The 13819-nt window shown below is 64.4% G+C and carries 10 protein-coding genes; 7 read left to right on the forward strand and 3 right to left on the reverse strand.

What is annotated here, in order from left to right:
• Positions 1–210: 210 nt before the first annotated feature.
• Positions 211–2331 carry a M13 family metallopeptidase gene (locus tag VGN46_RS03315; RefSeq protein ID WP_331640601.1) on the reverse strand — a complete coding sequence of 707 codons (2121 nt, stop codon included), beginning with the start codon at positions 2329–2331 and terminating at the stop codon, positions 211–213.
• 310 nt (positions 2332–2641) lie between these two features.
• Between VGN46_RS03315 and VGN46_RS03320 the strand changes: the two genes are divergently transcribed.
• Both VGN46_RS03320 and VGN46_RS03325 read left to right on the forward strand, forming a co-directional pair.
• Positions 2642–4333, forward strand: coding sequence for an alkaline phosphatase family protein (locus tag VGN46_RS03320; RefSeq protein WP_331640603.1), 1692 nt, complete (start codon positions 2642–2644; stop codon positions 4331–4333).
• Positions 4326–5948, forward strand: a complete 1623-nt coding sequence (locus VGN46_RS03325) for a multicopper oxidase family protein (RefSeq protein WP_331640605.1) — start codon at positions 4326–4328, stop codon at positions 5946–5948. Before VGN46_RS03320 ends, VGN46_RS03325 begins: the two co-directional genes overlap by 8 nt.
• A gap of 110 nt (positions 5949–6058) precedes the next feature.
• Here the strand turns inward: VGN46_RS03325 and VGN46_RS03330 are convergent, their stop codons facing one another.
• On the reverse strand, positions 6059–7843 hold the full coding sequence (locus VGN46_RS03330) for a M14 family metallopeptidase (RefSeq protein WP_331640607.1): 1785 nt from the start codon (positions 7841–7843) through the stop codon (positions 6059–6061).
• Positions 7844–7924: 81 nt separating this feature from the next.
• Here VGN46_RS03330 and VGN46_RS03335 point away from each other — a divergent pair, with 81 nt between their 5' ends.
• From VGN46_RS03335 to VGN46_RS03355, 5 genes are all read left to right on the forward strand, one after another.
• Positions 7925–8455 (forward strand): sigma-70 family RNA polymerase sigma factor, encoded by a 531-nt coding sequence (locus VGN46_RS03335; RefSeq protein WP_331640609.1) that lies wholly within the window; start codon positions 7925–7927, stop codon positions 8453–8455.
• Positions 8442–9059: a hypothetical protein gene (locus VGN46_RS03340; protein WP_331640611.1), complete on the forward strand. Its 618-nt coding sequence runs from the start codon at positions 8442–8444 to the stop codon at positions 9057–9059. Before VGN46_RS03335 ends, VGN46_RS03340 begins: the two co-directional genes overlap by 14 nt.
• A gap of 61 nt (positions 9060–9120) precedes the next feature.
• Positions 9121–9786: a response regulator gene (locus tag VGN46_RS03345; protein WP_331640614.1), complete on the forward strand. Its 666-nt coding sequence runs from the start codon at positions 9121–9123 to the stop codon at positions 9784–9786.
• The gene (locus tag VGN46_RS03350; RefSeq protein WP_331640616.1) at positions 9783–11177 is read left to right on the forward strand and encodes a sensor histidine kinase; all 1395 of its coding nucleotides are present in this window, start codon (positions 9783–9785) and stop codon (positions 11175–11177) included. Before VGN46_RS03345 ends, VGN46_RS03350 begins: the two co-directional genes overlap by 4 nt.
• Positions 11178–11260: 83 nt before the next feature.
• Positions 11261–11779: a DNA starvation/stationary phase protection protein gene (locus VGN46_RS03355; RefSeq protein ID WP_331640618.1), complete on the forward strand. Its 519-nt coding sequence runs from the start codon at positions 11261–11263 to the stop codon at positions 11777–11779.
• A gap of 81 nt (positions 11780–11860) precedes the next feature.
• Here VGN46_RS03355 and VGN46_RS03360 read toward each other — a convergent pair whose 3' ends face one another.
• Positions 11861–13741, reverse strand: coding sequence for a M61 family peptidase (locus VGN46_RS03360; RefSeq protein WP_331640620.1), 1881 nt, complete (start codon positions 13739–13741; stop codon positions 11861–11863).
• Positions 13742–13819 lie beyond the last annotated feature (78 nt).

Here is a 13819-nt window from a genome sequence, read left to right on the forward strand (position 1 = left end):
GTCGACTCAGGGCCTGACCGCTCCCGATCCCGCGATGCAACCAGCCTAAGGCGGCGCAAGCCGCTCAGTACACGCATTCGCGCCAGCGAATGAACCAATGACGAGGCGTCGATGCACCTGACGACCCCGGTAATGCGCGAAGAACCAAAAAAAGGCGCCGCACAAACGTGCGGCGCCTTCGGGTTTGCAGCTAAGAACCAGTAACGCGAGTTACCAGATCTTCACCTGCTTATCGCCCTCGCGGATCATCTTCGCGCCCGGCTTGCACTGGAACGCCGTAGCGAACGACTCCATGTTCGACGGGGCGCCGATCGCGCGCAGCGAGGCCGGAGCGTGCGGATCCACGTTCAGGTACAGCATCGCCTGCTTCTCACGGACGCTGCCACGCCACACGCGTGCCCAGTTCAGGAAGAAGCGCTGATCCTGCGTATAGCCGTCGATCTTCTCGCCCGCTTCCTTCGGATCCTTCTTCAGCGCTTCCTGCAGTGCGTCGTATGCCACGTTCAGGCCGCCCAGATCGGCGATGTTCTCACCCAGGGTCAGCTTGCCGTTCACGTGCAGGTCCGGCTTGTCCTTGATCGGGGCGTACTCATCGAACTGGTTCACGAGGCGCGCGGTGCGCTCGTCGAACTTGGTGCGGTCTTCCTTCGACCACCAGTTCTTGTTGTTACCTTCGCCATCGAACTGGCTGCCTTCGTCATCGAAGCCGTGGCTGGCTTCGTGGCCGATCACCGCGCCGATACCGCCGTAGTTGATGCCGTCGTCGCCGTTCGCATCGAAGAACGGCGGCTGCAGGATCGCGGCCGGGAAGTTGATCGTGTTGTCGGTCGGGTTGTAGTACGCGTTCACCGTCTGCGGCGTCATGCCCCAGTCGAGGCGATCGGTCGGCTTGCCGATCTTGGCGATGTCGTAGTGGTAGTTGAACTTGCTGGCTGCTTCGACGTTGCCGAAGTAGTTGGTGCCGGTCACGTCCAGGCCCGACCAGTCACGCCACTTGTCCGGGTAGCCGATCTTCGGCAGGAAGGTGTTCCACTTGGCGATGGCCTTTTCCTTGGTCGCATCGCTCATCCAGTCGAGCTTCTCGATGCGCGCCTTGAGGGCGTTGCGCACGTTGTCGACGAGTTCGTTGGCGCGCTGCTTTGCTTCCGGCTTGAACACCTTGGCGACGTACAGCTGGCCCAGGGCTTCACCCATGGACGAGTTCACCGTGCCGAGCACGCGCTTCCAGCGCGGCTTCTGCTGCGGCTGGCCGGCGAGGGTCTTGCCGTAGAAGTCGAACTTGTTGTCCTGGAAATTCTTCGACAGGTACGGCGAGGCGCTGTCGATCGCATGGAAGCGCAGGTAGGCCTGCCAGGTGCTGACCGGGGTGCTGGCCAGCATCTTGTCGAACTGGGCGAAGAACTTCGGCTGCGAGAGCGAGAAGCCCTTGTCGATCGTCACGCCCTGGGCGGCGAAGAACTTCTCCCAGTTGAAGTGCGGGGTGATCTTGTCCGCGTCCTTCACCGAGACGAAGTGGTACTGGTTTTCCGGCGCACGCAGTTCGACCGGTGCCAGCGAGGCCGCGGCCAGCTGGGTTTCGAACTTCATGATGTCATCGGCCTGCTTCTTCGCATCGGCATCGGCGACGCCGGCGAGCGAAAGGGTCTTGGCGATGTAGTCGACGTACGCCTTGCGGTTATCGGCCTGCTTCGGATCGGTGTAGTAATCCTTGGTCGGCAGACCCAGGCCATCCTGCTGCGCGTAGCCGATCTGGACCTTGGCGTTCTGGAAATCCGCGCCCGAGCCGAAGCCGAACACGTAGCCATTGCCCTCGTTGAAGCTGGTGTCGAGGAAGTCGGCGATGTCCTGCGGTGACTTCAGTGCGTCGATCTTCGCCAGTTCCGGCTTGAGCGGCTCGACGCCGGCCTTCTCGATCGCATCTTCATTCATGCCCGAACGGTAGATCAGGCCGATCTTCTGCTCGATCGAGCCGGCCGTAGTGCTATCGGCGCCCTTGTCCGCGCCTTCGACGATGTCGTGCTGGGTGTTGAGGCTGTTCTCGGCCAGCTGATCGAAAGCGCCCCAACGGGTGCGGTCGTCAGGGATCGGGTTGGCGGCGACCCACTTGCTGTTGACGAAGCCGTTGAAGTCGTCGCAAGCATTGATGCCGGTATCGATGTCGGCCACATCGAAGCTGGGCTTGGCGGGCGCGGCGGCCGCGGTGGGGGCGGTGCTGGCGGCGGCTGGCGAGTTGGCGGCCGGTGCGGCGGCATCCTCGTGCTTGCTGCACGCGGTGCCGACAAGCGCGACGCTCAGCGCCAGTGCGAGCGGCTTCAGGTACTGCTTGGTCATGGAAATCCCTCTGTGAAATGGTCATCAAGTCGGCACTCCCCGGCGCCGCCCCTGCCCGAGGATAGCCGTTGCGGGGGGCGCTCAGGGCCCACTGTGACGAAAGTCATGGTTCGGGAGGTTGAGGCCCCGGCGGCCAGGGGTGCCCCGGGGCATGGCGTGATGCAGTGCACGAACGTCGAAATCTCGCAATATCCTGCGTCGTTTGTCCCTTACGTGTCACAACAGGTTCCTACGCTCCTGCTTACCGCATGACAGGGGATGCGGCCCTTAGCCACCGGCGTATCACCCAGATCACCGAGGAGCCACCGTCATGCGCAAGATCCTGGCCGCGGGCATTGCCTGCGTGCTTTCCCTTTCGGCTGCGACCCTGGTAGTCGCCCAGCAGACCGCCCCGGCGGATGCAGCCAGCAGTGCTCTTGGCTTCGGCTGGGGCCACGGCGGGCACGGCAACGACCCGCGTACCGCCACCCCCATCAAACACATCGTGGTGATCTTCCAGGAGAACGTCTCCTTCGATCACTACTTTGGCACTTATCCGTTCGCGGCGAACCCGCGTGGTGAGCCAGCGTTCTACGGCCGGCCGTTCACGCCGAACGTCAACGGGCTGGACCGGAAGCTGCTGACGAAGAACCCGAATGCGACGAACACCGCCAATGCGGATGGCGCGATCAATCCGTTCCGCCTCACCCGTGCGCAGGCGGCTACCGCCGACCAGGATCATGGCTATACGTCCGAGCAGCGCGCCTTCCATGGCGGCAAGATGGATCTGTTCCCGCTGTACACCGGCCATGGTGAAGCGCTGCCGGGCGGCGATGCCTCGGAAGAGGGCAAGGGCCAGGTCATGGGTTACTACGACGGCAACACCGTCACCGCCCTGTGGAACTACGCGCAGCATTTCGCGATGAGCGACAACAGCTACAACACGACCTTCGGTCCGTCGTCGCCCGGTGCGGTGAACCTGATCTCGGGCCAGACCGCCGGCGTGATCGATACGCTCAACGGTACCGGTGCGGAAACCGATGACGGCCATGGTGGCCTCACGATGATCGGTGATCCGGACCCGATCGGCGATGTCTGTTCCTCGCCGACGGCGAGCCAGGCGACGCTGGGCGGCAAGAATATCGGTGACCTGCTCAACGACCGCAATGTCACCTGGGGCTGGTTCCAGGGCGGCTTCGACCTGACCCGCACGAACCCGGATGGCAGCACCGGTTGCACGCGCCGCACGCTGTCGTCGGTGACCAACACGACCTCGAACGATTACAGCCCGCACCACCAGCCGTTCCAGTACTACCCGTCCACCGCCAACTTGACCCACGCGCGGCCTAGCTCGGTGACGATGATCGGCAAGACCGACCAGGCGAACCACCAGTACGACATCGAGGATTTCTACGATGCGCTGGATGCGGGCAAGCTGCCGTCGGTGAGTTTCCTGAAGGCGTCGTCTTACCAGGATGGCCACGCCGGTTATTCCGACCCGCTGGATGAGCAGGCCTTCGTGGTGAAGGTGATCAACGCGCTGCAGCAGAGCGGCGAGTGGAACGACACCGCCGTGGTCATCGCGTATGACGACTCGGATGGTTGGTACGACCACCAGGATCCGCCGCACGTGCACGGCTCCACCGGCACCACTGACGCGCTGGATGGCGACGGTGTGTGCAAGGGCCGCACGGTGCTGCCGGGTATCGACGGGAAGACGCCGGCGATGGGTCGTTGCGGCTTCGGCCCGCGCCTGCCGCTGATGGTCATTTCGCCCTGGGTCCGCGATAACTTCGTGGATCACAGCGTGACCGACCAGAGCTCGATCACGCGCTTTATTGAAGACAACTGGCTGGAAGGCAAGCGCATCGGCGGTGGGTCGACCGACGTCACGGCGGGCCGCATCGACAGCATGTTCGATTTCTTCCTGCCGCGCTTGTTCGATCGCAAGCTGATCCTGGATGAGAAGACCGGCCAACCGAAGAACGGGTCGTCATGGCCGTTCGGAAACGGGCATGGGTGATCGCCGCCGCTTCTTGAAGGCGGTGGGTAGCATGGCCGCGGCGGGATGGATCCCGTCGCGGCTTTTTGCGCATGACATGCAGCATATGCAGGCCCCGGCCACCGGCCAGGTGGGCAACAAGCTGTGCATGCACGCCATGGGCGATACCACGCACATGCCGGGCCTGGTCGATCCGGCCAAACTGGCCGCCTTCGTCGATCCGCTCCCGCTCCCACCCGTCTTGCGTCCCGAACCGGGCAAGCTGATCAGCGTGCGGATGGCATCGAGCACCCACAAACTGCACCGCGACCTGCCGCCCACCGAATTATGGACGTACAACGGCAGCTACCCTGGCCCGACCATCGAAGCGCGCAGCGGGCAGGCGTTCGATGTGGAGTGGGTCAACGCGCTGCCGACGAAGCATTTCCTGCCGGTCGATCACAACATCTGCGGCGCGGAAGCCGATAAACCGATCGTCCGTGCGATCACCCACCTGCATGGTGCGAAAGTGCCGCGCAAGGACGATGGCTATCCGGAGGACTGGTACATCCCCGGCAAGTCGCGCCGGCACCATTACCCGAACGCGCAGGATGCGGCAACGCTGTGGTATCACGACCACGCGATGGGTATTAACCGCTTGAACATGTACGCCGGGCTGATGGGCCTGTACCTGTTGCGTGACGAGCATGAGCTATCGCTGGGCCTGCCTTCGGGCGAATTCGAACTGCCACTGGTCATCGCCGACCGCTGGCTGCGCCAGGATGGCCGCTTGTATTACCCCGATTCCGGCGATGCGAAGGCGCCCTGGGTTCCCGAGGTCTTTGGCAACCTCACCCTCGTGAACGGAGCGATCCTCCCCCGTGCCGATGTACAGCCGCGGCGCTATCGCTTGCGCGTGGTCAATGCGGCGAACGGACGCTTCTATCACCTGCGTTTCAAGGATGGCCGCCCCTTCCAGGTCATTGGCTCTGACCAGGGCTTGCTGGCCGCGCCGGCACTGATGCGCGCGGTGTTCCTGGCGCCGGGCGAGCGCGCCGATATCGTCGTCGACTTCGCCGAGTTGCGTGGCGGTACGGTGGAACTGATGAATGACGCGTTGCCGCTGATGCGTTTCGCGGTGGGGCAGGGCAAGGCCGTGGACGATAGTCGCGTACCGGCTGCGCTGCGTGACCTGCCGCGTTTTACCGACGCCAGTGCCTCGAAATCGCGCGAAATGACACTCGATGAATACAGCGATTGCGTGGCCACCCCCATGCTGATGCTGCTCAACGGCAAGCGTTGGCATGAGCCCGTGACAGAGACGGTGAAGCTGGGCAGTACGGAAATGTGGAGCCTGGTGAACCTCACCGAGGACACTCATCCCGTGCACCTGCACCTGGTGCGCTTCCAGATCCTTGATCGACGCCCGTACGACGTCGATGAATACATGGAGAGGAAGACCATCCGCTACGTCGGCCCCGCCCAACCACCACCGGCGCATGAGCAGGGGTGGAAAGACGTGGTGCAGGCCTATCCCGGCATGGTGACGCGCATCGTGGCGACGTTCGACGGTTACGCAGGCCGCTACGCCTGGCACTGCCACCTGGCCGAGCATGAAGCCAACGAAATGATGCGCCCGTTCGAGGTCGTCGCCTGACCTGTCAGCCGCACGATTCACGGTCGCGGCAACACGACACACGACCTGTAGGAGCGCGCTTGCGCGCGATGGGGGCGCGCCGCGACCGTGAATCGCGCGCAAGCGCGCTCTTACAGGGTTTTTTGCAGGGCTTCGTGGTCCAGACGGAGCACAGGGTAGGCGCCGACTTTTTGCACGGTGTACCACGGGCTCTTTTCGAAGAAGAACGACAGGCGTGCGCGCGGGCTGGCTGCGAAGGCGGGATCGGCCGCGACCTTCGCCTCGAACTCGGCCTTCAACGCCGGGTTCGCCGCGATCATCTTCCGCGCGAGTGCTTCCTGTACGCGCGGTTCACCGTATTCCTTCGGCTCGAAGATGGCGTCGAGGTAACCCCAGGTGAGCAGCGCATCCGGCGCGTGCGCATCGAGCAGGTTCGCGGCCAGCACGGCCTCCGCATCATCGGCGCGGACGATGACGGTGCCCGCAGGCAAGGTGATGGTTGCGTTCGTCGGCGTGATCGTCACATCGCGTAGCAGGTGATGGCCTTCGAAGGGCTTTTCGGCCCACTTGGGGTTCGTCAGCGTGTCCTGCGTCGCGGTGACCGTAACGGGTGTGGTCGTACGGGTGAACGGGACGTGGTGCGCCTCGAGCCGGTCGATGACCACCGTCCACTGTGGCGGTATCGCCCACGCCGCAGGCAGCGGCGCCGACGCATCGGGCTGCAGGTCGAGCCAGCTCTGGATGGCGTACGTTTTCTTCTTCGTCGGGTCGTACTGGATCCACGTGTCGCCAGAGACATCACTTTTCGTCTGGGTGAACGCGAAGCCCTTCAGTGTGAACGGCTTCGGCGTAGGATCCGTCTTGAAGGTGACGGGTACCGATGCGCCTTGCGCGGCGGAGAGCGTCGACGCCCAGGCATCGGCGTCCTTCGATGCTTTCAGCAATGCGGCGGGATCGCGGTTGATGTCATCGAGCACCGCACGAACGACGTCGTAGGTGCCACGAACGCGCACTTCGTATGGCTTCAGCATATGCGTTTCGATCAATAGGCCGGCGCGGTTGCGGATCGCGGCATATCCTGTCGAAAAGCGCGGGCCCGAACCGAAGTTCTCGATGCCCTTGGTCGGGTCACGCCCATCCTTGAATTCCAGGTAGGGCGAGGCGAGGTGGCCCATTTTCTCGTAATGCGGGATCGCGTCGTCTTCAATCGCTGATTTCTGCCACGCGGCGATCGATGGCGGCAGCTTGTGCGCATCTTCCGTGTAATACGTCAGGTCGTACTGGTAGTCGGCGCCATCGGTGGTGTGGATATCCATGAGCAGGTCCGGCCGCCAGGTGTTCCACAACTGCAGCCACGCGCGTGTTTCCGGCGCATCGGCCTTCACGTAATCGCGGTTGAGGTTCAGGTACTGCGACTGGCCGCGGAAGCCCATTTTCTCCGGGCCGTTCTGGTTGATGCGGAAGTACGGGCCCGAGTTCTCGTGGCCATCCACGCTGTACACCGGGATGAACACCAGGACCGCATGGTCAAGCAGGTGGGTGAGCTTGCCGGTGACCGCGAAGTCGCGCAACAGCATCAGGCCCGCATCCTTGCCCTCGATCTCGCCGGGGTGGATGCCCGCCTGCAGGAGCACGATCGGCTTGCCGGCGGCGCGGGCCTTCTCCGGGGTGAGGTCGCCATCCTTCGCCGCGACCACGACAGTCATGGGCCGGCCCTCGGGCGTGGTGCCGAAGGTCTGCATCGTTACCGTGCCATGCGATGCATCGGCAACGCGGTGCAGGTAGGCCAGGGTATCGGCATATGACGGCGTGGTGCGGAAGCCCGAGGCCTCAGCGGGCGTGGTCCAGGTCTCCTTCGCATGGAGCGCGAACGGGGCGGTAGCGAGCAGGGCGAGAAACAGGCGGGTGGCGCGCATGGCATCTTCCGGACAGGCGAATCCGGCCATTGTGTGATTTTTTTCCGCGCTGGGCGAATCATGGGGGAAAGAGGAGGGGCCATGGCCGACGAGGAACGCCGACGACGCTGCGATGCTCTGCTGCACGAACACCGCCGCATCGTCTTCAAGGTGGCGGCCGTCTACGCCCGCAACGCAGCGGATCGACAGGATCTTGCGCAAGATATCGCGCTGCAGGTGTGGCGCTCATTCGCGAGCTATGACGCCGGGCGGCCGTTTTCCACCTGGCTTTACCGGGTCGCGTTGAACGTAGGGCTCTCGCACGCACGCCGCGAACGCGAGAAGCCGGCGATGCTCGGCGCTGACCTGCTCGATGCCATGGAAGGGGGGACGCCGATCGCCGAGCCGGACGAGCGGCTGGCCGCGCTGGCCCGAGCCATCGATGCGCTGGAACCGCTGGAGCGCGCGCTCGCCCTGTTGTACCTGGATGAAGTGCCGTACGCGGAAATCGCCGGTGTCCTCGGCCTCTCCGAGACCAACGTGGGCACGCGGATCGCCCGCTTGAAGCAACGCCTGCGCCGGCAGATGACCGGCACGGCCCCTGACGAGGAAACGACCCATGGAACTCGATGAACTGAAGGCCGGCTGGGCGGAACTGGATCGGCGCGTCGCGATGCTGGAGGTCACGGGAGCCCGGCATGGGGCTGCCGCCGCCGTCCGTGCCGAATTGCGGCCGTTACGCTGGGGTCAGTCCGTCCAGATCGTGTTCGGGCTCATGCTGGCGATAGCCGCCGGATCGTTCTGGTTCGATCACCGCGACGCGCCCGGCCCGTTGGTGGCCGGCCTGCTCCTGCACGCTTACGGGATCGCCATGATCGTGGCCGCGGCGCGCAACCTGGTGCTGGCGGCGAACGCCACGGAGGACGCACCCGTGCTGGCCCTGCAGCAGCGGGTGGCGGTGCTGCGCGCGTGGCGGATCCGCGAGGGCCGCTGGTTCGGCGTCGTGGGCTGTTTCATGTGGGTGCCGATGATCGTATGGGCATTCGGCTTGCTGGGCGTCGATATCGTGGCCGCCCGCCCGTGGTTTGTCGGCCTCAACCTGCTGACGGCCGTCGTCTGCCTGGGCGCGTACCTCGTCGTGTCGCGGCTGGTGAGGACGCCGGAGGGCGGGGCGGTACGCCGTGCTCGTGAGCGGCTGGACGAGATCGCCCGCTTCACGGGCGGCGGGGCGCTCTAAGGACCCGCTAAGCTGTCCCTACCGATAATCCGGGGCATCTCAAGACCATGGCCATGCCGGCGTGCACATCCTCCTCATCGAAGACGATGCCCAGCTCGGCGATGCGATCCGCCGGGCGCTGGAGCGGCTGTCACATAGCATCACCTGGATCCGCGATGGTGAAGAGGCGCTGGTCGCCCTGCGCGAGCAGGAGGCCGACCTCGCATTGCTCGACCTTGGCCTGCCCGGGCGCGATGGACTCGACGTGCTGACCGATGCGCGCCGCCAGCGGGTTATCACGCCGGTCATCGTCATGTCGGCGCGCGACCAGCTCGATGCCCGTATCCAGGTCCTGGACGCGGGGGCGGACGATTACCTGGTGAAGCCCTTCCACCTCGACGAGCTCGCGGCACGGATCCGCTCACTTTCGCGCCGCGCGCGCGGCGAGGCCGTGAACCGGCTCGAAGCGGGCGCGCTGAGCATGGACCTTGGCACCTTCGATGTCGTGTGGCGTGGGGCGAAGATCGACCTCACCCGGCGCGAATTCGCCCTGTTGCAGGCGTTGATGGAGCGGGCAGGCCGGATCGTGCGTCGCGAGGCGCTGGAAAGCACGCTGTACGGCCCCGACAACGCGGTCAGCACCAGTGCGCTTGAAGTGCTGGTGCATGCGCTACGGCGCAAGCTGAGCCCCGAAGCCATCCAGACCGTGCGCGGTTTTGGCTACATGGTGCCGCGGGAACCCACGTGAGATCGCTCAGCCTCCGCTCTCGCCTGTTGGTGCTTATCATCGGCGTACTCGCCGCGGTTTTGCTGCCGCTGGGTATCCTGAGCGCGCAGCGCACGCTCGAAGAAGTGGATGAACTCTCCGATGGCCGCCTGGCCCAGGCGGCGCGGACGCTCGAGGTGCTGGTCAATCGCATCGGCGTGGACCAGCTGCGGGAGCAACGTACCGCTCGTCTGCTCGTACCCAGTACATCCAACCACCCTGCCGAGCTCACGGTGCAGGGGCGCACGTACGAATCCGAGGTCGGCTTCCAGGTCGTCGACCGGGATGGCACCTTGCTCATGGCCACCGAGAACCTATCTGACGTGCCGCGGATACACGTCCCCGATGGTCAGTTCGAAGACGTTACCCATGGCCGCTACACCTGGCGCGTCTTCACACTGATCATGGAAGAGCAGGGCATCACGATCCGCGCCGCCGAGCGCTATGACAGCCGGCATGAGATCACCCGCGCGCTCTGGATCGAGCACGGCCTGCCTACCTTGTTGGGCCTGCCCTTGTTGGCCTTGCTCGTGGGTTGGGCGATCCGCCGCGGTCTTGGGCCGCTGGAGGAGCTTGCCGGTGCGCTATCGCGGCGTGAGCCGGGTAGCCGCGCGCCCGTGCACCTCAACGATTCGCCCGACGAGCTGAAACCGGTGATGGCGGCACTGAACGACCAGATCTTCAGGCTGGAAAGCGCGCTGGAGCGAGAGCGACGATTCAGTGCGGATGTGGCGCACGAACTGCGTACACCGCTGGCATCGACCATGATCAACCTGGAGAACGCGATGGCGTCGGCACGGCCCGATGAGTCGCAGGCGGCCTTGAACGCGGCGCGCGAATGCCTGGTCTCGCTGGCACGCCGGACCGAGCAACTGCTGGCGCTCGCGCGACTGGAATCGGGTGCTGCCTCGGGGCCGCGGGCCCGGGTGGACCTGGCCGCGCTGGCGTTGGATGTCGTCGAGGAGTTGTCGCCGATCATCGCTCGCGGGAGTGTCGAACTCTCGGTCGAGCGGCCCGCGGGCGATGTATTCGTCGACGGTTACCCGGTAGCGCTCGGCGTGCTCCTGCGCAACCTGCTCGACAATGCCTTTCGCCACGTACCTGAGGGCGGCCACGTATCCCTGTCGCTTGATCGCCGCGATGCGCACGCTGTCGTCGAGGTGGTGGATGATGGCCCCGGCATTCCGGCCGAACGCCGTGCGGGTATGTTCGGGCGGTTCCAGCGCGGGGTGGATTCGCATGGCGAAGGGTATGGGCTCGGCTTGTCCATCGTCCAGCGAGCGGCGGAGCTGCACGGGGCATCCGTGGAGCTACTCGATCGTGACAGCGGGAGTGGGCTCCGCGTCGTGGTCGTCCTGCCGTTGCAGGCCTGAGCCGCGGCCAGACGCGATCATGCAAGCTTTTGTCATGGCGCAGGTGCATCCTCGGGAGCCAGACCCCCGAGGAGCGAAACGCGATGAAGAACACCCAAGCCGCGAAGACCCGCCGTAAGGCCGACCTGAATACGCCCAGTGGTCTCGGCGCCGACGCGACCCGCGATATTTCGGCCGAGCTCAATGCGCTTCTGGCCGATACGTTCGCGCTTTACCTGAAGACCAAGAACTTCCATTGGCACATGTCCGGGCCGCGTTTCCGCGACCTGCACCTGCTGCTGGATGAGCAGGCTGACCAGATTTTCGCGATCACCGATGACATCGCCGAGCGTGTCCGCAAGATCGGCGGCACGACGCTGCGTTCCATCGGTCACATCGCTCGCCTGAAGCGGCTGTCGGATAACGATGCGGATTTCGTCACGCCGCAGGACATGATCGCCGAGTTGCGCGAGGACAACATGCGCTACATCGCATTCCTGCGCGAAACGCATGGTGTGTGCGATGAATACGCCGATGTCGCCACGGCCAGCCTGATCGAAAACTGGATCGACGAGGCCGAGCGCCGCGCGTGGTTCCTGTTCGAAACCGCCCGCGAGAAGTAGGCCGAGGAGATCGCGCGCAAGCGCGCTCCTACAACTGCCGCTTCGTAGGGCACTTGTAGGAGCGCGCTTGCGCGCGATGCTTTATTTCCTCGGCGTGGCGATGGCGCCGATCAGGTCCTTGCCTTCGCCGCGCACCAGGTGTGGATACTTCAAGCCGCCGTGGTAATCCACCTTCACCGTCTGGTAGTCATCCACGTTCTTCACCAGGAATTCGATTGGCGTAGTGGTGTTCTTCGCATCGACCAGCGCATCCTTGAGTACCTGCGCGGAATAATCCTTGCCGTTCACCGCAACGATCGTCACGCCCGGGATGAGCCCGGCCTTCGCCGCGGCACCTTCCCACTGTGAATCGCGGATTTCGCCCTTGTCGGATACCGTGATACCAAGCGAATAGGCGAAGTTCACCGTCTTCCGGAGCGTTTCGCCGGTCTTCTGGAACTCGGTCGGCTTGTCGTCGAACGCCAGCTTCCAGCCACCCCCTTCAATACCCTTCTCGGGCATGGTATCGCCGGTGTAGTCGAGGCGCTCGCGGAGGAACTTCGCCCAATCGTACGGCTGCACGTCGTTAAGGGTCTTCACCACATCTTCGAAGGTGTAGGTCTTCGGCACGTAGCTGCCGTTGTCCATGCCGTAGAACGCCTTCGCGAACTCATCCAGCGTGTGCTTGCCGCCGGAGAGGTCGCGGATCTTCGTGTCCACGTCCAGCCAGAGCATCTGCCCTTCGGGGTAGTAATCCGAGCTACGGCGCAGGTTCACCCAGCCCGACGATCCGCGCGACGAAAGCGGGATGCCATCGGCGGTGTCCTGCAGCGAGCGCCACGAACGGCCCGTGCGCGCGCCCATGTCGGCGGCGATCGAGGCCAGGTTGTCGCGCCACTGATCGGTGGTCCAGATGCCGGAGCGCGCGGTGAGCACACCGGCGAAGTAATCGGTCAGGCCCTCGTACACCCAGAGCAGGTCATCCTGCATGGGCTCAGTGAATGTCGGCGTCCACAGATCCGCCGGGCGGCGGAACTTGCCGTTCCACGAATGGATGTACTCGTGCGGCAGCAGCGTGCCAGCCGCCGCATGCACCTTAGGGTCGGTGAGGAAATTGGCGAACAGCCGGTCGTCGCTTGATTGGTGATGCTCGAGACCGAAGTGGCCCGTGTGGTCGGAAACTACGAGCAGGAAGTCGTAATGGCCGTAATGGTGCGCACCGAACAGCTTGTTCGCCTGGACCACGAGGTTGCGCTGCGGCTCGATCTGCTTGTCGGTGATCTTCACGCTCTCGGCGGTTTCGCCGACGATATCGAGGTGCACCGGTACCGACTGGTGGGGAGCGAGGTCCACGCGGTTGAAATACTGGCCGGCGATCAGCGGTGAATCCACGAAATTCTCGTAGCTCACCGGTTTGAACGTCACGGTATCGCCCGACTGCGATGCGGTTTCCAGCGCCGTGGCGAACTTCCAGCCCGCAGGCAGCTTCACACTCGGCTCGATCATGATCCGGCTGGTGTAATAGCCAGCCGGGTAGAACGACACTTCGTTGAATTCCAGCGGGATGTAATGCGGCGTGGCTGAATCCAGGTAATCGAAGCTCAGTTCGAGCTTGTCCACGCCCTCGGGCACATCCACGTGGAAGGCGAACATTTCCTTGAGGTCGCGGCGCCAGGGGATCTTCTTGCCGTTCGCGGTGATGATCAGGCCAGCCACATTGGAGAGCGGGCCGCTTGGGCCGTGCTCGCCTGGGATCCATTTCGGGTAGTAGAGGATCGTATGGCCCGGCGAGACCGGAATGCTTTCGCGTACATGCAGCAGGTGCCGGGCCTGGTCGGTCAGGTCGACCTGCACCGAGAGGTTGCCCTTGTAGGGCTGGTCAACCGGGGCAGGGAGCTCCTGCGCGAAGGCCGCGGGGGCGGCGGTGGCGAGCGCGATGGCGGTGGCGGTGGCGAGCGAAGCACGGCGAAGGGCGAAGCGCATGGGGCGGTTCCCGGCGGCGGATGAGACCCCGATGGTGGAACGGCTGGCCCCGGCGTCGTATATGCCAGAGGTCACGGG

The sequence above is a fragment of the Luteibacter sp. genome (genome assembly GCF_036500425.1).
Lineage (GTDB): Bacteria > Pseudomonadota > Gammaproteobacteria > Xanthomonadales > Rhodanobacteraceae > Luteibacter.

What these genes read in the sequence shown, in the direction of transcription:
- VGN46_RS03315 (WP_331640601.1), bottom strand. Translation starts at nt 2,331, where the DNA reads ATGACCAAGCAGTACCTGAAGCCGCTCGCACTGGCGCTGAGCGTCGCG.
- VGN46_RS03320 (WP_331640603.1), top strand. Translation starts at nt 2,642, where the DNA reads ATGCGCAAGATCCTGGCCGCGGGCATTGCCTGCGTGCTTTCCCTTTCG.
- VGN46_RS03325 (WP_331640605.1), top strand. Translation starts at nt 4,326, where the DNA reads ATGGGTGATCGCCGCCGCTTCTTGAAGGCGGTGGGTAGCATGGCCGCG.
- VGN46_RS03330 (WP_331640607.1), bottom strand. Translation starts at nt 7,843, where the DNA reads ATGCGCGCCACCCGCCTGTTTCTCGCCCTGCTCGCTACCGCCCCGTTC.
- VGN46_RS03335 (WP_331640609.1), top strand. Translation starts at nt 7,925, where the DNA reads ATGGCCGACGAGGAACGCCGACGACGCTGCGATGCTCTGCTGCACGAA.
- VGN46_RS03340 (WP_331640611.1), top strand. Translation starts at nt 8,442, where the DNA reads ATGGAACTCGATGAACTGAAGGCCGGCTGGGCGGAACTGGATCGGCGC.
- VGN46_RS03355 (WP_331640618.1), top strand. Translation starts at nt 11,261, where the DNA reads ATGAAGAACACCCAAGCCGCGAAGACCCGCCGTAAGGCCGACCTGAAT.
- VGN46_RS03360 (WP_331640620.1), bottom strand. Translation starts at nt 13,741, where the DNA reads ATGCGCTTCGCCCTTCGCCGTGCTTCGCTCGCCACCGCCACCGCCATC.